Here is a 16,804-nt window from a genome sequence, read left to right on the forward strand (position 1 = left end):
GAGGTGTAAGTGCAGTAATGTATGTAGCTGACTGATACTAATAGGTCGAGGGCTTGACCAAGTAAAGATATTTCAATGATTATGTGCAATTTTCAGAGAACAACTCTGAAAAAAGAATATTTGGTGATGATGGCATAGAGGAAACACTCCTTCCCATACCGAACAGGAAAGTTAAGCTCTATAGCGCCGATGGTACTGCATGGGAGACTGTGTGGGAGAGTAGGACGTTGCCAAGTAATGTGGCTCGATAGCTCAGTCGGTAGAGCAGAGGACTGAAAATCCTCGTGTCCCTGGTTCGATTCCTGGTCGAGCCACCAGGTATGGCGCTATAGCCAAGTGGTAAGGCAGAGGTCTGCAAAACCTTTATCCCCGGTTCAAATCCGGGTGGCGCCTCCAAAGAAAAACCTGTAAGCAAAAGCTTACAGGTTTTATTTTTTTATAATAAAAAGTTATCTTTAATAATTAACTTCATGTTTTTATTATTGAAGTAAGCTCGAGAGCCTATAGGTATTGTTATATTAGGGTAGCTATGGCCAAAGGGTGCACCCATAATAAGGGGTATATTAAGAGGAAGAAGACGATTAAGTATAACTTCCTCAGTGGTAAGACTTCTATCATAATTATGAAGTGTACAATCGGTAAGATGTCCTATAATAATGCCATTACAATCATGTAGTTTTCCGCTATTTATTAAATGTGTAAGCATCCGATCAATACAATAGGGAGCTTCATTAACTTCTTCTATTAATAATATAGAATCCTTTGTATTGATTTCGTATTTAGTTGAAAGTGACGAACAGATAATTGATAAATTTCCACCAACTAACCTACCTTTAAATGAAGATAAGTTATATGTAGATATATTTGGATTTAGATCTAATAAATCATACGAGAAATCTTTGGTATTACAAGTAGATGTTTTTAAAAAGTATCTCTTTGTAAGTTCATCATTAAAGTCTGATGTTATCATAGGACCATGAAAGGTGATTAAACCTAAATTAGCAAAATAGTTAAGTAGGAGAGTTATGTCGCTATATCCACAGAAGAATTTAGGATTCTGTATTATAACCTTTTTATCTAGATAAGAGATTAATCTAGCTGTGCCGTACCCTCCTCTAAGACATACTATTCCATCAATGGATGAATCTAAAAACATATCATGTAAGTCCTTTGCCCTATCACTATCCAAACCAGCTAAATGACCATATTTATTATATATGTGAGGAGCTAGCTTTATCTTAAAGCCCAATTCTTTAAATTCACATATCTTCTTATCAATTTTATCTTTATTTTCAGGTGAAGCAGGAGCAATAACTCCAATTGTAGATGCTGAAGTAAGCTTTTTACCTTTTAACATAAAAACCTCCAAAAAAAGAGAGCATTACCGCTCTCTTTTGTTTTTTATTATATTTTATGCTTTAAGTAAAAATGTGTTAACTGAACATATCTTTTTTGTATAATATAAATGCTACTAATCCACAAATACTAAATGTTATCCCCATAACTAACAAGAATGCGTATGGTTCATGTTGAAAAGGTAAGTCTACATTCATACCATATATACCAGACATTATGGTTGGGATAGCCATTAATATAGTAACAGAGGCTAAAACTTTCATTACTATATTAAGGTTATTAGAAATAACTGAAGCAAAGAAGTCCATAGTACTAGCTAATATGTTACTATATATTTCTGTCATTTCTATAGCCTGCTTATTTTCAATTATAACATCCTCTAATACATCTTTATCTTCAGAATACTTTTGCATTACTTCAACTTTAAGTAGCTTTTCTAAGGTGATTTCATTAGCTTTTAAGGATGTAGAGAAATAAACCAATGATTTTTCGAGAGAATGTAACTGTATAAGTTCTCTATTCTTCATAGATTTATGAAGTCTCTTTTCAATCATTAAACTTTTCTTATCTATTTGTCTTAGATATAAAAGATAATATGTAGATATTCTATTTAATATCTGCAATATAAATCTTGATTTTTTAAATGTAAAGAATGATTTGATTTTACCGTTTATGAAATCAGTAAGAACTTTACTATTTTTCAAACACACTGTTATAAGGAAGTTTTCTGTATGTATAATAGCTAAAGGATATGTATCATACGTTAGTGAGTTATCCTCCATCTCTGTAAAAGGAATATCTACTATAACTATCATATTACCATCTTCTATATCAATTCTTGAAGTTTCTTCATCATCTAATGGCGCTTTTAAGAATTCTAGAGGTACGTTAGTTTTCTTAGATATAAGAAGTAGTTCTTCGTCAGAAGGTGCAACTACATTTATCCAACATCCAGTTTCAATATTATCTAGCAGAGTAAGAAAAGAATTATTCTCACTGGAACTTTTATATATTTGAATCATATTAAAGACCTCCTATTTTATACATGTTTATTATACTATTTTATAAATAATAATTAAAGTAAAAGGATAAAAAGGTTATCATTTTAAAAATAGTAATAAAGTAGAGTAAAATAGATGTTTATTATGATATTAGCTAATAAACCATATTAAAGAAGGAAATATGGAATATTAATATAGATTATTAAATAATTTGGATATGGATTAATTTAATAAAGCTATGTATAATCACAATTATCGTTTTAGAATTACTTATTATCTGGGGGAAAATAATATGATGCATAAAGAAGTAGTTGAGCGAAAAAGAACCCATGTTATCGCTTTAATACTTTTATTAATTACTTGTGTGTTATACATTGTAGAAGGAATACAAGCATTAAGAATTGAAAACTTATTTGTTTTAAAAGTATGCGAATTTACATTATTATTATTTACAATTATTTTTATAATATTAGAGTATCTTAGTTGTAAGGTTGCGTATAAATATTCGTTAATAGCGGACAAGCTAATCATTAATAAAATATATCATGGAAATGAGACTAATTTAGAAAGCATTAAATTATCTGATATTCTTTATCTAGGTAAAAGGAAGGACATACCAAAGGAATATAGATTAAAATGCACAGGGAAGTATACTTGTGAACTGTTTGGACATGATAAAATTTATTGTGTCTATAAGAAGGAGAATGAAGTAAGTATATTTAATTTTGAACCAAGTGAAGATTTTATAAGAAGAATAACAAAATATAAAAAAGCGGTTTAAAAAAATAGAGCAAGACAAAGTCTTGCTCTATTTTTTATTATAGAATTCTTGTTTTATTTCCTGAAGAAGGTCTTCACGTTCAATCAGGTCTAATGCTGTACATGCTAATGAAGCAGATGCCTTATGTATTTGCTCAAAAGCATATTCGGATATTGTACAATCAGCAAAATCAGTTGATCCGTATTTAATATTTTCATCATCTTTTATAGCTATATAAGGATGAATTGTAGGTACCTTTTTACTAACAGCTCCAATACTAAGGCCTGCATAAACATCAATAGGTGAACCTATATTTATAATTCCATTTTCTTTTAAATTGTTAGTAAATATTCTTGAAAGAGTTCTATTTGTAACAAGCTCTTCGTTATAGGATTCATATAATGAAACCTTGTTTGGAATATGAGTTAAGTTAGAAACATATCTTACTATTTCACGCAGTTTGTTTTCTGCAAGTTCAGCCATTTCAAATTCCTTAGCACGAATATAGAATTTTGCTTCAGATTCCAGAGGGGTTAGTAAAGGAGTATATCCGCCCTTTGATAGTATGTAATTAACTTCTACATCTTTAGGAAAACCCTTTAGCAAGAAGTTAAGAATATTAAAAGTTAATAATATACAATCTAGTGAAGTATATTCATCTTTACTTAGAAAACTTAATCCGCTATTTCCAATAAATTTTATATTAAGAGGAATAATAGCTGATGAAGTACCACTTTCAGCAGTGGTGTTATAAGGATGACATTCCATAACGACATCTATATCATCAAAAACTCCTTGCTTTACTAGAGTAAGTTTAGTTCCTCCTAAATATTCTCCAGGGCATCCTATAATAATAATTGTGCCATTAGTCTGTTCTATTATTTCGCCTACGGAAATAGATGCACCAATAGATATTGCAGCTAATGCATTGTGTCCTGTTATATGTCCTTTCCCTTTAATAGCATCATATTCACAAAGAAAACATATCTTAGGATATCCACTTCCCTTACTAGCATAGAATGAATTTGGAATGTCTAAGTAATTATTTTGAATATTAAAGTTATATTTTTTTAACACTTCGCAAATATATGAAGATGATTTTTCTTCTTTGTAGCTTTCTTCAGGGTTTTTATATAAATACTCACATATATTTTTTATGTCATTGAAGTTTTCGGTTAGAAAGGATATCATCTCTTGTTTCATAATAAAACCTCCTAATATATATTATTTATATTAGTTTTGTCTTAATATAGGAAAAATATTATAAAAGCAAGATGAATATATAATAGCTTAAGAGGATAATATTGGATTATAATGCTTTTGAATTTATTGTAAGAGATGATATAATAACATTACTAATATAGATAACGAAAGAGGTTATTAATAATGAAAAGAGGATTATTTATTGTATTTGAAGGCGGAGAAGGATCAGGTAAAAGTACAATATTAGAAAAAATATATAATTGGTTACTTGAAGAGAATAAGAATGTAGTAAAAACTAGGGAACCAGGAGGCATTAAAATTTCTGAACAGATAAGAGAAATAATATTGAGTTCAGAAAATGAAAAAATGGATGGCAAGACAGAGGCTTTACTTTTTGCAGCTGCAAGAAGACAACATTTAGTGGAGAAAGTAATACCAGCATTAATAGAGGGAAAGATAGTTTTATGTGATAGGTTTATAGACTCTTCACTAGCCTATCAAGGATATGCAAGAGGATATGGAATAGAAGAAATATATAAAATAAATTCATTTGCAATAGGTGAATATATGCCAGATTTATCTATATTATTTGATATAGAACCATCTATAGGATTGGATAGAATAAAAAAGAATTCTAGTAGAGAAGTAAATAGATTAGACAAAGAGAAATTAGAATTCCATAATAAAGTTAGAGAAGGATATCATGAAGTATTAAAAACAAACCATAAAATGATAAAGATTGATGCATCTAAATCAATTGAAGAGGTATTTGAGGACGTTAAAGAAATAATATTAAAACATATAGGGTAAAAACTTGTTTTTATGTAAAATAGAATTAAGTTTATGATAAAATATAAATATACAGGGAATTGAAGTTTAGGAGGGATGTATTATGAAAATGGTCATTGCTATTGTACAAGATGATGATGCTTTAGATTTAATTGATACACTTACAGAGAAAAAATTTGGAGTAACAAAACTTGCAACAACAGGTGGGTTCTTAAAGTCTGGTAATACAACATTAATGATAGGTGTAGAGAAAGAACGTGTAGATGAAGTTATAGGTTTAATAAAGGATGTTTGTCAAAAGAGAACAGAAGTTGTAGCTTCACCATCTCCATTAACAGGAGGACCAGGTGTTTATATGCAATATCCAATAGAGGTTGAAGTTGGAGGAGCAACAATATTTGTAATTGATGTTGATCAATTTTTAAGAGTGTAGATTATAAAAGAGGTGATTTTGTGGAAGAATTTATTGGATTTAATGACATATTGGAAGGGTTTAACAAACGTGTAGATAAAGGTACTCTTTCACATGCTCACCTTATTGTTGGACCAGATGGGATAGGTAAAAGTATTTTAGCTAGAAAATTCGCTTTAAAAATATTAGGTAAAGAGATAGATAAAGATTATATAGATATAATTCACTATAGAGCTAAGAAAGCTTCTTTTGGGGTAGACGATGTAAGAGGAATCATTGAAGAGATAATGAAAAGACCATATGAAGGGGATAAAAAGGTTGTCATTATACATGAAGGAAATAAGCTTACTGTTCAAGCACAAAATGCCTTGCTAAAAACCATTGAGGAGCCTCCAAAAGGAGTATACATAATATTATTAACTGATAGTATAGAGCTAATGTTAGATACTATAAAATCTAGATGCCAAATATATAAATTAACACCTTTAAGCAAGGATGAGGTTAATAGGTATATTAGCAGGTTAGGAAAGTTCAATGATAATAAGGTTTTATCTGCTATAGCATATGGTGAAGGAATTCCAGGGAGAGCAGAAAGAATATTAAATGATGAAAAGCTTAATTTATTAAGAAATTGTATTATAGATTTATTAACTGATATTGATAGTAGAAGTAATAATATAGTTTTAAATTATGAAAAAAGACTTGATTCTTTTAAGGATAGTAAAGAAGAAGTTTTAAATATATTAGAATCACTTATTAGGGATATTATAGTATATAAAGAACTACAAGACGAAAAAATGATAATGAACATTGATAAGTTAGAAGATATTGATAGATTTTCTAGTAATAAGTCGTATAAAAAGTTAAGTGCTATGTTAGAGAAAATTAAAGAAGCAAGAATAAATATAAGGAATAATGCAAATTATTCAATGGTCATAAGTGTAATGCTTATGGGACTTTCGGAGGGTTAATAATGATAAAAGTTGTAGGAGTAAGGTTCAAAAAAGCAGGGAAAATATATTATTTTGGACCTAATGAATTAAATATAAATAAGGGAGATTATGTAGTCGTTGAAACAGCAAGAGGTGTTGAGTTTGGCGAATGCGTAATAGGGATTAAAGAGATAAAAGAAGAGGATGTAATTCCACCTTTAAAAAGCGTATTAAGAATAGCTGACGAAAATGATATAGCTAAGCATAAAGAAAATAAAGACAAAGAAGAAGAAGCTATAAATGTATGTATTTCTAAAATAGAAGAACATGGGTTAAAAATGAAGCTAATAGATGTAGAATATACATTTGACAACAATAAGGTAATTTTCTATTTCACAGCAGATGGAAGAGTAGACTTTAGAGAATTAGTTAAGGATTTAGCTACAATATTTAAAACTAGAATTGAACTTAGACAAATTGGAGTAAGAGATGAAGCTAAAATGTTAGGTGGTTTGGGGCCTTGCGGTAGGCCAATGTGCTGTTCTTCATTTTTAGGAGACTTTACTTCTGTTTCTATAAAGATGGCAAAGGAACAGAATTTATCTCTAAATCCTACAAAAATATCAGGAATATGTGGTAGATTAATGTGTTGTTTAAACTATGAGCAAAGCACATATGAAGATATTAGAAAGAGATTACCTAAGGTTGGTTCTGTAGTTCAAACTGAAGATGGTAAGGGTGAAGTTGTTAGTAATAATACAGTTAAAGAAGCTGTTAAGGTTAAGTTAAGAAAAGGCGATGAAGAGGTAATAGAAGAATTTAAAATAGAAAATGTAACTTTGATTTCAGGTAGTTATGAAGATTCAGTAGATGAAAAAGAAATTAAGTTAGAAATTGAATCAGAAGAAGATAAAAGTCTTATTAAAGATTTAATTAATGAAAAATAGGGGGATTTCTATATGAAATCAATTATTAAGATTTATGATATGAATAAATCATCTGATGCTATGAATATTCAAAGTGCTATAGCAAGTAATGAAGGTGTGATAGCATGTGAAGTTTCTTTGGATAAAAAAGAGATACAATTAATATATAATGAAAGCTTTGTTACTTTAGATAAGATTATTGAATCTATTGAAATTCTAGGATATATGGTAGTGAGTTAGATAGAAGTTAATTTTATTTAAATTACTTTTAAATGTTATGGAAACATGTTAAAATGTATATGGTGTAATTATCATAAATATTAGGAGGTGTTTTTCATGGCATACGTTATTAATGATTCATGTGTAAACTGCGGAGCTTGCGCTGCAGAATGTCCAGTTGAGGCTATAAGCCAAGGAGATACTCAATTCGTTATAGATGCAGATACTTGTATCGATTGCGGAAACTGCGCAAATGTTTGTCCAGTAGGAGCACCAAACGCAGAATAATTTATACTTAAAAGATCGTCATTTTATGACGATCTTTTTTCTTATATAGTATTTATGTAGTTAGAACTATCTTTAATTATTAATGTATTTAAGGATGAGGAACTATCTAATGTATCAGTATCTATATAGTCTTTATCTATTATAGTGATTTTTTTAGAATTAATTAAAAAGTCTTTAGGACTATCTAAGAACTTTGTACAATTGGAATTTCTATAATACATTGGAATAATATACTTTGGCTTAATAATATCTATTAAGTCTAAAGCTTGGGAGCTATTAATTGTAAAATGTCCACCTATAGGTATAAATAATATGTCTATGTCTGATAAAGTAGATATAAGGTCACTTGAAAGAGTGTGGCCAATATGACCTAGATGGCATAGTTTAATTCCTTCAACTGCTGTAGAGTAAATAATATTTTCACCTCTTTTTACACCATATAGATTATCATGATATCCTTGGTATCCAGTAACTAAAATATCGTAAAATTTATATACACCCAAAGTATTAACTGTATTACAGTTTTTTAATATGGGCATAGAGCTTTTATCTATATTAAGGTAATCGTGACTTAATGTAATTATACTTGGATTTAGGCTAGATATTTTATTTATTGTAAGATTTAAAGGATCTAATAGAACCCTTCTACCATTTGATACTTGAATTAAGAAACAAGATTCTCCTAGCCATCTTATAATCATACAAAAACCTCCTAAATAGTTATAAGTATATTATGCCGAATTTTATAAAAACTAAACTAAGAAGTAATATTATGGCTTGATAATAATATGAATTAATATTATTATTAAAATATAGGTCAAAGTAAGTCAAAAACAACGTTTAAGAAGGTGATATTATGGCAAGACTTTCAGATATAATTGAAAGCTTTATTAAAGAAATGCTAAATGAGAATGGTGGTGATCAAGTTCAAATACAAAGAAATGAATTGGCTGATCAATTTAGATGCGCACCATCACAAATTAACTATGTATTAACTACAAGATTTACCTCTGATAAAGGTTATGTTATAGAAAGTAGAAGAGGTGGCGGTGGCCATATAGTAATAAAACAATTAACTTATGATGGTACAGAACAAAGAAGTAGATTAATTTATGATGCTATAGGTTCATCAATTACATACCATAATGCATTATCTATAATAGAAAATTTATATGAATTAGATATAATTACTGAAAGAGAAAAAGAAATTATGAAGATTGCTATTAATGATAGGTCTTTAATTTCTATAGAAGAAAAGAATAAATCTAGGGCAGATATTCTTAAAGGGATGGTTATGGTCATATTATCATAGGGGTGATATTTATGTTATGTGAGAAGTGTAATAAGAGAGTAGCAACAATACATTTAATTAAATTAATAAATGGAGAGAAGTCTGAAGTAAGGCTTTGTGAAAGTTGTGCTAAAGAAATTTCTGATATTCCTTTAGTTGGGTCATTAGGAAACATAGATGGAAATTCTATTCCTAATATTTTAAGTGGTTTTTTTGAATCCATTGATAAAAATAAACAAAATAAAATAGAAGTTATATGTAAGAAATGCGGATTGACGTATTCTCAATTTAAGGCTAGTGGACAATTAGGTTGCGATGAATGTTATGAGAGTTTTTCTAGTTATTTAGGACCTATGTTTAAAAGGATACAAGGGGATTTAGAGCACATAGGAAAGGTTCCAAAACGTTCAGGTGTTAAGCTTGTAGAGAAGAAGAAGTATGTCAATTTAAAAAAGGAATTACAAAAAGCTATTTTAGAAGAAGAATATGAGAGAGCTGCTGTGTTAAGAGATAAGATAAAAGATATAGAAAATAGTAGGACAGAGGTGGGCAAAGATGAGAAATTGGATTTATAGTAAGGCCCAAAATGATGATTTAATATTGTGTAGTAAGCTTTCCTTAGCTAGAAATTTAGAAGGAGTTTTATTTACAGATAAACTAGAGGTAGAGGATGCTAAAAAGAATGTAGATAAATTATCTAATGTTATTTTTAATAAACTAAATGATGAAGAGCTGAAAATAATAAAGTTTTGGGATAATCAGATTGATTATATAAAGTCATATGAGGCAAAACTTTTAGTAACTAAGGAATTAGTTAAGAGAAAAGATAGAGCAGCTTTAATTATTAATAAAGAAGAAACAATTAGCATAATGATTAATGAAGTAGATCATTTAAATATACAATGTACTACTGAAGGAATGAATTTAAAAGAGGTATATGAAGTTGCTAATAAAATTGATGATTTAATAGAAGAAGATATATCATATTCTTTTCATGAAGACTTTGGATATTTAACGGCTACTCCTAGTAAAGTTGGTACTGGGATGAAAGCATCAGTAATACTACATTTACCTGCATTGTCAATGAGTGAAGAGATTACTAATATTTCAAAGGGATTAAGTCAGTTAGGAATGGCTATAAATCCAGTATATGCAGATGGCAATATATATGAAGTTTCAAATAGAATTTCTTTAGGCGTAACTGAGGATGAGATAATTAATAATCTTGAGGGAGTAGTTGAAAATATAATACAAGAAGAGATTAAGTTTAGAGATATAGTAGTTAATAAATGTAAAGATGAAGTAGAAGATAAGATATTTAGAGCCTATGGAATATTAAAAAATGCTAAGTTAATGTCTTATAAAGAACTAGTAGAATTATTATCATATGTAAGATTAGGGGTAGAGATGTATGTCCTAGACTTAAATAAAGATCTCTTGAACAAGCTTCTAGTTTATACAAATGATGAGGCTATACAAAATAAATTAGGCAAATCATTAACTAATAAAGAGAGAAAAGCTGAAAGAGCTATATTGATACAAGAATTGTTAAAGTAATTATGGGTAGGAGGTGTTGTAAATGTCATATGGGAAATTTACAGAAAGAGCTCAATTAGTAATAATGGCAGCTCAAAAAGAGTCTCAAAAATTTAAGCATGGGTATATAGGAACGGAACATATATTAATAGGAATTATGGCTGAAAATGGATATTCTAGTGAACTGTTAGAGAAATATGGTATAGAAATAGAAGAAATAAGGAATATGCTAGAGGAGTATTTAGGCTATGGAGACTCACTTATGCCAAAAGGCGAATTATTACTAACTCCAAGAACTAAAAGATTATTTGATGAAAGCATTATAGAAGCAAAGAAGTTAAATCATAAATATGTTAGCCCAGAGCATCTTCTGTTGGCATTGATAAATGAAGAAGAAGGGGTGGCATATACGATATTATGCCAGTTAAGACTAAATTTTAAAGAAATAAAAAGCGAGTTGATTCTGTTTTTATCAGGAAAAGAAGATGAAGAATTGAATGATGACGAAAATGAGAGTAGTAAAAAGAAAGATACTCCAATGTTAGATCAATATGGTCATGATTTAACTGAAATGGCAAGAGATGAGGGGCTTGATCCTGTTATAGGTAGAGAACCAGAAAATCAAAGAGTTTTAGAAATACTATGTAGAAGGATAAAAAATAACCCATGTCTTATTGGTGAACCTGGAGTAGGTAAAACAGCTGTAGTTGAAGGATTAGCTCAAAGGATTGTTAATGGTAATATTCCTGAAATTCTTAGAAATAAAAGAATTATTAGTTTAGATTTAAGTGCTATGGTTGCAGGTGCTAAATATAGGGGTGAATTTGAAGATAGATTAAAAAAGGTTATGGAGGAAATAAAAAATAATCCAGATATCATTATATTTATTGATGAAATTCATACTATAATCGGTGCTGGAGGTGCAGAAGGTGCAATAGATGCATCAAATATATTAAAACCTGCCTTATCTAGAGGAGCAATTCAGTGTATAGGTGCTACTACCATTGATGAATATAGAAAACATATTGAAAAGGATACAGCTTTAGAGAGAAGATTTCAACCCATTATAGTAGGTGAACCTACAAAGGAAGAAACTCTTGAAATATTAAAGGGGTTAAGGGATAAGTATGAATCACATCATAGAGTGAAAATAACAAATGATGCTTTACATGCTGCTGTAGATTTAGCTGATAGATATATAACTGATAGATTTATGCCTGATAAGGCTATTGATTTAATTGATGAAGCTGCGGCTAAGATAAGGATAGAAAGTTTAGTTGCGCCTCCAAATTTGAAAGAAATTGAAGAGGAAATAGAAACAGTAGTAAAGGAAAAGGAAGAATCTATCAGAATACAAGACTTTGAAAAGGCAGCAAGATTAAGGGATGATGAAAAGAAACTAAAAGATGAGTTGAGTCAAATAAAGAAAGAATGGACTACCAATAACCAAGTTAATTCTCTTACAGTAAGTGAAGAAAATATAGCTAATGTAGTATCATCTTGGACTAAAATCCCAGTAGAAAAATTAACTGAAAAAGAAAGCGATAAACTACTTAGAATGGAAGAAATTCTAAAGAAGAGAGTTGTAGGACAGGAAGAAGCGGTAAAGGCTGTAGCAAGAGCAGTAAGAAGAGCTAGAGTTGGGTTAAGAGATCCTAAAAGACCAATAGGTAGTTTTATATTCTTAGGACCAACAGGGGTTGGAAAAACAGAACTATGCAAAGCATTAGCGGAAACTATGTTTGCAGATGAAAATAGCATAATTAGAATTGATATGTCTGAATATATGGAAAAACATTCAGTATCAAGACTTATAGGGTCACCTCCAGGATATGTTGGATATGATGAAGGTGGACAGTTAACTGAAGCAGTTAGAAGAAGACCATATTCGGTTGTACTTTTAGATGAGGTAGAAAAAGCTCATCCAGATGTATTTAATGTGCTTCTTCAAATTATGGAAGATGGAAGGCTTACTGATGGTAAAGGAAAGTTGGTTAACTTTAAAAATACAATAATAATAATGACATCTAACGTAGGGGCTCATACAATAAAGAAACAAAAAACTATGGGATTTAGCGTAAATGATATAAAAGAAACTGAATATGAAAAAATGAAAGAAAATATAATGGGAGAATTGAAAGAGAAATTCAAACCAGAGTTTTTAAATAGAATAGATGACACTATTGTATTTAAAAAGTTAGATGATGAAGATATGAAATCTATTATAGATTTAATGTTAAATTCTATTATTGAGAGACTTAAAAATAATAAAATATACCTTAAATTAAGTGACGAATGCAAAGATTTCCTAGTTACCAAAGGATCTGACACTAATTATGGAGCTAGACCTTTAAGAAGAGTTATAACTAAAGAGGTGGAAGACAAATTAAGTGAAGAATTATTAACAGGAAATATAAAAATAGGGGATACAGTATTAGTTTCGGTAGAAGATAATAAACTTAAATTTAAAGAACTACAAGAAAATTAGGATATAAAATAAGCCTGCAAGCACATAATATTATTAGGATTTGCTTATGGGCTTATTTTTATATAATGTTAATTAATAATTATTATTGAATATTTAATAAATTATGATATAATAAATATATACCCCCATAGGGTAAAGGAGTGATTATATGAATAAAGATATAAAAGATATAGATTTAGTAATCTTAGGTGGAGGACCTGCAGGTTTAACGGCTGGAATTTATGCTTCAAGAGCTAAGTTAAATATGATAATACTTGAAAATTCTATCTTGGGAGGTCAAGTTAGAAATAGTTATACTATAGAAAATTATCCTGGATTTAAAAATGTAGAAGGAAGTAAGTTGGCAGATATCATGCAAGAGCAAGCAGAGGAACTTGGTGCAGTAATTGATGAGTTTGATCCAGTAGAGGCTGTAAGACTTGATGGTGAGTATAAACTTGTAGAAACTGAAAGCTATATTTACAAAGCAAAAAGTTTAATAATTGCAACAGGAGCGTCACCTAGAAAGTTACCTATTCCTAATGAAGGTAAATTTGCAGGCAAAGGAATTCACTATTGTGCTGTTTGTGATGGTGCAATGTATGAAGGAAAAGTTATTGGTGTAGCAGGTGGAGGAAATTCTGCCTTAGAAGAAGCTATATTTTTAACTAGATTTGCCAAGAAGGTATATCTAATTAGAAGATATGATTATTTTAGAGGAGAAAAGTCTTTATTAGATCAAGTTGAGAAGAATGAAAAAATAGAAATTCTATATAATGAGGATTTAGTAAATGTAGAAGGAACAGACTTTGTAGAAAAGGCTATAATAAAAAATACTCTTACTGGAGAGGAAAAGTCTATAGATATAGATGGTGTATTTGGTTATATTGGAACTGAGCCTAAAACAGATATGTTCGGTAAATACATTAACCTAACTAAGAATGGTTATATTATTACAGATGAAAATATGAATACTAATATACCTGGTGTATATGCAGCAGGAGATGTTAGAGAAAAGTTATATAGACAAATAACAACAGCAGTAGCTGATGGTACTATTGCAGCACTAGAGGCTGAAAAATTTATAATATCAAATAGGAGTGAATAAAAATGATAAAAATATATTCAACATCATGGTGTCCAGCTTGCGTAAAAGCTAAAAAGTATCTAGGTTTAAAGGGATTGGCATTTAGTGAGATAAATGTTGCAGATGCTCATGAAGATAGAGAAGAGGTATTTAAGGTTTCAGGTCAAAGAACTGTACCAGTATTAGATATTAATGGAGAAATAATTGTTGGATTTGATAAGAGTGCAATAGATAAGGCTATCAATAAGTAATTGGTAGAATAGTATAAAAAGATATTTATAAATACTATAAAAACACCTATTCCAAGCTGCAACCTGTCTGTTTGACAGGAGCATATCAGAATAGGTGTTTTTTTATTAGCTTATTTAGTTAAAGCTGTATCTATAGCGGGTTTATCAAAACCAATTATAACAGTTCCATTTATGTCTAAAACCGGTACTCCCATTTGCCTAGATTTTTGAAGCATTTCTTGTCTAGCATCCATATCTTCAGCTACGTTAAGTTCTTCAAAAGCTATATCTTTAGATTTTAAATAATTCTTGGCCTTTACGCACCAAGGGCAAGAATCTGTGGTATATACTTTAATCATTATATGATCCTCCTAATAAAAAATAATAGTTATTAATATTAATTTTAGTTTATAACTAAATATAGAAATTTTCAACAATAATTCTTATGTAATATATAATATGAAAAGATTATATGTTTTGCTACTTATTTTATTATATTTCCATTATTTAAATTAGAGTTCAATATATGATTGTTGACTTCATCATCAGATTGCTGTGATGAAAAAATATCAGTAATATTAATTTCAGAGTTATCTTTTAAAATATTTTTTCCTGTAATATTTATATTATTTAATGTATTTTCAGTAAGCATAGAATCATCTCCTTAAATTGTTTATAATTAGTATTTGTAAGAGGATAGATTTCTATGCCAATTCTTAATGTATAGTGGTCTAGACAAGTTGATTTTGGTTTGATATAATTATTGAGGAGGAAGTTAAGTATGATAGATAAAAGTAGTCCTATTCCTGTATATTATCAATTAAAAGAAGACATCCTAAAGAAAATAAGAGAGGGTGTTTGGAAGGTTGGTCAATGTATAGATAGTGAAAGGGAACTTTCTGAAAACTATGGAGTTAGCAGAATGACAATTAGGCAAGCTTTAGGTGAATTAGTTCAAGAAGGTATATTAGTAAGAGAAAAAGGAAAGGGTACTTTTGTTTGTGAGCCTAAAGTCAAGCAGAAAGATATGATGAGTTTCTCTGAAATAATTAAAAGAACTGGTAGGACTTTAGAAACTAAGGTTGTTGAGTTTAATAAAATACCTACTCCAGAAGATTTGACAGATACTTTTTCTTTTGAGGAAGTTTATAAGATAAATAGAAATAGAATAGTTGATGGTGAATGTATAGCTAATGAAATTGTATATATCCCTTCAGACTATTGTGGATTTATAAATGAAGAGAAGCTAAAAGGATCTTTATATAAGATATTAGAGGAATTTGGCTACTCTGTGGAATATTCAGAATCATCTATAAAAGCAGTTATAATGGATGAAACTAATAAAAAAATTTTTGGGGTGGAAGAGCAAGTACCATTACTTCAGATAAATGGTAAAACCATAAATAGCGATGGAAAGGTGCTTTTTGTAGAAGAAGCTACCTATAGATCAGATAAATATATTTTAGAAGTAAATATTTTAAGACGAGAGGGGAAATTAAAGTGAAAGTAATAATAGCTAAAGATTATGATGAAATGAGTAGATTAGCAGCAGAAGAAATGGCAAAGGTAGTAGAAGTTAAACCAAATGCTGTTTTAGGATTAGCTACAGGTGGTACTCCAGTAGGAATGTACAAAGAGTTAATAAAGATGAACAAAGATGGAAAAGTTGATTTTTCTAATGTAACAACTGTAAACTTAGATGAATATGTAGGACTTGCTGGAGACCATCCACAAAGTTATAGATATTTCATGAATGATAACTTATTCAATCATATAAACATAGATAAGACTAGAACTTTTGTACCTAATGGATTAGCTGCTGATATAGCTGAAGAAGGAAGAAACTATGATAGAAAAATAGATGAATTAGGTGGAACTGATATTCAATTATTAGGTATTGGTAACAATGGACATATAGCATTCAATGAACCAGATCAAGATTTAGTTGCGGGAACTCATTTAACTGGATTAACTCAAAGTACAATAGAAGCAAATGCAAGATTCTTTGATTCTATTGATGAAGTTCCAAAGACAGCTATAACTATGGGGCTTGGACAAATAATGAAAGCTAAAAAGATTCTTTTAATTGCTAGCGGTGAAAGTAAGGCTGAAGCAATTAAAGGTGTATTAAGTGGTAAGATTACAACTTCAAATCCTGCAACTATGTTACAAATGCACAGAGATGTAGTTGTTATAATTGATGAAGCTGCAGCTAAGCTTGTAAAGTAATAAAGTGGGTAATAATAGAAGGTGAGATAAAAATATCTCACCTTTTCTTTTGGTTGGACGATAAATAAATGTAAAAAA

At 29.6% G+C, this 16,804-nt stretch carries 21 protein-coding genes, 2 tRNA genes and 1 rRNA gene; 18 read left to right on the forward strand and 6 right to left on the reverse strand.

The annotated features are described in order from the left end of the window. Positions 1 to 119: 119 nt before the first annotated feature. From rrf to I4V16_RS14955, 3 genes are all read left to right on the forward strand, one after another. Positions 120 to 236 (forward strand): 5S ribosomal RNA (rrf, locus tag I4V16_RS14945). Positions 237 to 241: 5 nt separating this feature from the next. Beyond that, a tRNA-Phe gene (locus tag I4V16_RS14950) sits at positions 242 to 317 on the forward strand. A 5-nt stretch (positions 318 to 322) separates the two neighbouring features. After that, positions 323 to 396: transfer RNA gene (locus I4V16_RS14955), tRNA-Cys, on the forward strand. Between the two features lie 40 nt (positions 397 to 436). Here the strand turns inward: I4V16_RS14955 and I4V16_RS14960 are convergent. Further along, complete coding sequence (locus tag I4V16_RS14960) at positions 437 to 1,357, reverse strand: LD-carboxypeptidase (RefSeq protein WP_195966924.1); 921 nt, start codon at positions 1,355 to 1,357, stop codon at positions 437 to 439. A gap of 76 nt (positions 1,358 to 1,433) precedes the next feature. Continuing rightward, positions 1,434 to 2,378, reverse strand: a complete 945-nt coding sequence (locus I4V16_RS14965; RefSeq protein WP_049180651.1) for a magnesium transporter CorA family protein — start codon at positions 2,376 to 2,378, stop codon at positions 1,434 to 1,436. A 271-nt stretch (positions 2,379 to 2,649) separates the two neighbouring features. Here I4V16_RS14965 and I4V16_RS14970 point away from each other — a divergent pair, with 271 nt between their 5' ends. Then, positions 2,650 to 3,138, forward strand: coding sequence for a hypothetical protein (locus I4V16_RS14970; RefSeq protein ID WP_195573160.1), 489 nt, complete (start codon positions 2,650 to 2,652; stop codon positions 3,136 to 3,138). A gap of 27 nt (positions 3,139 to 3,165) precedes the next feature. Here the strand turns inward: I4V16_RS14970 and I4V16_RS14975 are convergent, their stop codons facing one another. After that, a complete protein-coding gene (locus tag I4V16_RS14975; RefSeq protein WP_195573162.1) occupies positions 3,166 to 4,320 on the reverse strand; it encodes a M20 family peptidase in 1,155 nt (384 codons plus the stop codon). A gap of 183 nt (positions 4,321 to 4,503) precedes the next feature. Between I4V16_RS14975 and tmk the strand changes: the two genes are divergently transcribed. From tmk to I4V16_RS15005, 6 genes are all read left to right on the forward strand, one after another. Further along, complete coding sequence (tmk, locus tag I4V16_RS14980; protein ID WP_049180648.1) at positions 4,504 to 5,130, forward strand: dTMP kinase; 627 nt, start codon at positions 4,504 to 4,506, stop codon at positions 5,128 to 5,130. 82 nt (positions 5,131 to 5,212) lie between these two features. Beyond that, entirely contained in the window at positions 5,213 to 5,542 is a 330-nt protein-coding gene (locus I4V16_RS14985) for a cyclic-di-AMP receptor (protein WP_049180647.1), read from the forward strand. 20 nt (positions 5,543 to 5,562) lie between these two features. Beyond that, positions 5,563 to 6,492, forward strand: a complete 930-nt coding sequence (locus I4V16_RS14990; protein ID WP_195573164.1) for a DNA polymerase III subunit delta' — start codon at positions 5,563 to 5,565, stop codon at positions 6,490 to 6,492. A 2-nt stretch (positions 6,493 to 6,494) separates the two neighbouring features. Beyond that, on the forward strand, positions 6,495 to 7,400 hold the full coding sequence (locus I4V16_RS14995) for a stage 0 sporulation family protein (RefSeq protein WP_049180645.1): 906 nt from the start codon (positions 6,495 to 6,497) through the stop codon (positions 7,398 to 7,400). Between the two features lie 12 nt (positions 7,401 to 7,412). Then, positions 7,413 to 7,619, forward strand: a complete 207-nt coding sequence (locus I4V16_RS15000; RefSeq protein WP_049180644.1) for a heavy-metal-associated domain-containing protein — start codon at positions 7,413 to 7,415, stop codon at positions 7,617 to 7,619. A gap of 96 nt (positions 7,620 to 7,715) precedes the next feature. Beyond that, complete coding sequence (locus I4V16_RS15005) at positions 7,716 to 7,886, forward strand: 4Fe-4S binding protein (RefSeq protein ID WP_027099142.1); 171 nt, start codon at positions 7,716 to 7,718, stop codon at positions 7,884 to 7,886. A gap of 41 nt (positions 7,887 to 7,927) precedes the next feature. On the opposite strand, the gene I4V16_RS15010 is transcribed toward I4V16_RS15005, so the two are convergent. Further along, positions 7,928 to 8,587, reverse strand: a complete 660-nt coding sequence (locus I4V16_RS15010; protein ID WP_049180643.1) for an MBL fold metallo-hydrolase — start codon at positions 8,585 to 8,587, stop codon at positions 7,928 to 7,930. 155 nt (positions 8,588 to 8,742) lie between these two features. Here I4V16_RS15010 and I4V16_RS15015 point away from each other — a divergent pair, with 155 nt between their 5' ends. The 6 genes from I4V16_RS15015 to I4V16_RS15040 all read left to right on the forward strand — a co-directional run bounded on the left by I4V16_RS15015 (position 8,743) and on the right by I4V16_RS15040 (position 14,518). Beyond that, positions 8,743 to 9,198 carry a CtsR family transcriptional regulator gene (locus I4V16_RS15015; RefSeq protein ID WP_049180642.1) on the forward strand — a complete coding sequence of 152 codons (456 nt, stop codon included), beginning with the start codon at positions 8,743 to 8,745 and terminating at the stop codon, positions 9,196 to 9,198. A gap of 11 nt (positions 9,199 to 9,209) precedes the next feature. Then, complete coding sequence (locus I4V16_RS15020) at positions 9,210 to 9,752, forward strand: UvrB/UvrC motif-containing protein (protein WP_049180641.1); 543 nt, start codon at positions 9,210 to 9,212, stop codon at positions 9,750 to 9,752. Then, complete coding sequence (locus tag I4V16_RS15025) at positions 9,733 to 10,734, forward strand: ATP--guanido phosphotransferase (RefSeq protein WP_099329800.1); 1,002 nt, start codon at positions 9,733 to 9,735, stop codon at positions 10,732 to 10,734. The genes I4V16_RS15020 and I4V16_RS15025 overlap by 20 nt, the downstream gene beginning before the upstream one ends. 22 nt (positions 10,735 to 10,756) lie before the next feature. After that, on the forward strand, positions 10,757 to 13,201 hold the full coding sequence (locus tag I4V16_RS15030; RefSeq protein WP_049180639.1) for an ATP-dependent Clp protease ATP-binding subunit: 2,445 nt from the start codon (positions 10,757 to 10,759) through the stop codon (positions 13,199 to 13,201). Positions 13,202 to 13,349: 148 nt separating this feature from the next. Next, positions 13,350 to 14,288 carry a thioredoxin-disulfide reductase gene (gene trxB, locus I4V16_RS15035; protein ID WP_049180638.1) on the forward strand — a complete coding sequence of 313 codons (939 nt, stop codon included), beginning with the start codon at positions 13,350 to 13,352 and terminating at the stop codon, positions 14,286 to 14,288. A gap of 2 nt (positions 14,289 to 14,290) precedes the next feature. Then, positions 14,291 to 14,518, forward strand: coding sequence for a glutaredoxin domain-containing protein (locus I4V16_RS15040; protein ID WP_027099136.1), 228 nt, complete (start codon positions 14,291 to 14,293; stop codon positions 14,516 to 14,518). 110 nt (positions 14,519 to 14,628) lie between these two features. Here I4V16_RS15040 and I4V16_RS15045 read toward each other — a convergent pair whose 3' ends face one another. Beyond that, a complete protein-coding gene (locus I4V16_RS15045; protein ID WP_049180637.1) occupies positions 14,629 to 14,856 on the reverse strand; it encodes a glutaredoxin family protein in 228 nt (75 codons plus the stop codon). A 125-nt stretch (positions 14,857 to 14,981) separates the two neighbouring features. Further along, the gene (locus I4V16_RS15050; protein WP_153246667.1) at positions 14,982 to 15,149 is read right to left on the reverse strand and encodes a hypothetical protein; all 168 of its coding nucleotides are present in this window, start codon (positions 15,147 to 15,149) and stop codon (positions 14,982 to 14,984) included. A 129-nt stretch (positions 15,150 to 15,278) separates the two neighbouring features. Between I4V16_RS15050 and I4V16_RS15055 the strand changes: the two genes are divergently transcribed. Together I4V16_RS15055 and nagB are read left to right on the forward strand one after the other, a co-directional pair. Continuing rightward, a complete protein-coding gene (locus I4V16_RS15055) occupies positions 15,279 to 16,001 on the forward strand; it encodes a GntR family transcriptional regulator (protein ID WP_049180636.1) in 723 nt (240 codons plus the stop codon). Next, complete coding sequence (gene nagB / locus I4V16_RS15060) at positions 15,998 to 16,726, forward strand: glucosamine-6-phosphate deaminase (protein ID WP_049180635.1); 729 nt, start codon at positions 15,998 to 16,000, stop codon at positions 16,724 to 16,726. Before I4V16_RS15055 ends, nagB begins: the two co-directional genes overlap by 4 nt. Positions 16,727 to 16,804: the final 78 nt, after the last annotated feature.

Origin of the sequence: Clostridium sp. 1001283B150210_160208_E6 (assembly GCF_015669365.1) — a bacterium.
GTDB lineage: Bacteria > Bacillota > Clostridia > Clostridiales > Clostridiaceae > Clostridium > Clostridium paraputrificum.

Excerpts from the sequence above, each read along its gene's own strand:
- I4V16_RS14960 (WP_195966924.1), bottom strand. The coding sequence starts at position 1,357 with ATGTTAAAAGGTAAAAAGCTTACTTCAGCATCTACAATTGGAGTTATT.
- I4V16_RS14965 (WP_049180651.1), bottom strand. The coding sequence starts at position 2,378 with ATGATTCAAATATATAAAAGTTCCAGTGAGAATAATTCTTTTCTTACT.
- I4V16_RS14970 (WP_195573160.1), top strand. The coding sequence starts at position 2,650 with ATGATGCATAAAGAAGTAGTTGAGCGAAAAAGAACCCATGTTATCGCT.
- I4V16_RS14975 (WP_195573162.1), bottom strand. The coding sequence starts at position 4,320 with ATGAAACAAGAGATGATATCCTTTCTAACCGAAAACTTCAATGACATA.
- tmk (WP_049180648.1), top strand. The coding sequence starts at position 4,504 with ATGAAAAGAGGATTATTTATTGTATTTGAAGGCGGAGAAGGATCAGGT.
- I4V16_RS14985 (WP_049180647.1), top strand. The coding sequence starts at position 5,213 with ATGAAAATGGTCATTGCTATTGTACAAGATGATGATGCTTTAGATTTA.
- I4V16_RS14995 (WP_049180645.1), top strand. The coding sequence starts at position 6,495 with ATGATAAAAGTTGTAGGAGTAAGGTTCAAAAAAGCAGGGAAAATATAT.
- I4V16_RS15000 (WP_049180644.1), top strand. The coding sequence starts at position 7,413 with ATGAAATCAATTATTAAGATTTATGATATGAATAAATCATCTGATGCT.
- I4V16_RS15005 (WP_027099142.1), top strand. The coding sequence starts at position 7,716 with ATGGCATACGTTATTAATGATTCATGTGTAAACTGCGGAGCTTGCGCT.
- I4V16_RS15010 (WP_049180643.1), bottom strand. The coding sequence starts at position 8,587 with ATGATTATAAGATGGCTAGGAGAATCTTGTTTCTTAATTCAAGTATCA.
- I4V16_RS15015 (WP_049180642.1), top strand. The coding sequence starts at position 8,743 with ATGGCAAGACTTTCAGATATAATTGAAAGCTTTATTAAAGAAATGCTA.
- I4V16_RS15020 (WP_049180641.1), top strand. The coding sequence starts at position 9,210 with ATGTTATGTGAGAAGTGTAATAAGAGAGTAGCAACAATACATTTAATT.
- I4V16_RS15025 (WP_099329800.1), top strand. The coding sequence starts at position 9,733 with ATGAGAAATTGGATTTATAGTAAGGCCCAAAATGATGATTTAATATTG.
- I4V16_RS15030 (WP_049180639.1), top strand. The coding sequence starts at position 10,757 with ATGTCATATGGGAAATTTACAGAAAGAGCTCAATTAGTAATAATGGCA.
- trxB (WP_049180638.1), top strand. The coding sequence starts at position 13,350 with ATGAATAAAGATATAAAAGATATAGATTTAGTAATCTTAGGTGGAGGA.
- I4V16_RS15040 (WP_027099136.1), top strand. The coding sequence starts at position 14,291 with ATGATAAAAATATATTCAACATCATGGTGTCCAGCTTGCGTAAAAGCT.
- I4V16_RS15045 (WP_049180637.1), bottom strand. The coding sequence starts at position 14,856 with ATGATTAAAGTATATACCACAGATTCTTGCCCTTGGTGCGTAAAGGCC.
- I4V16_RS15050 (WP_153246667.1), bottom strand. The coding sequence starts at position 15,149 with ATGCTTACTGAAAATACATTAAATAATATAAATATTACAGGAAAAAAT.
- I4V16_RS15055 (WP_049180636.1), top strand. The coding sequence starts at position 15,279 with ATGATAGATAAAAGTAGTCCTATTCCTGTATATTATCAATTAAAAGAA.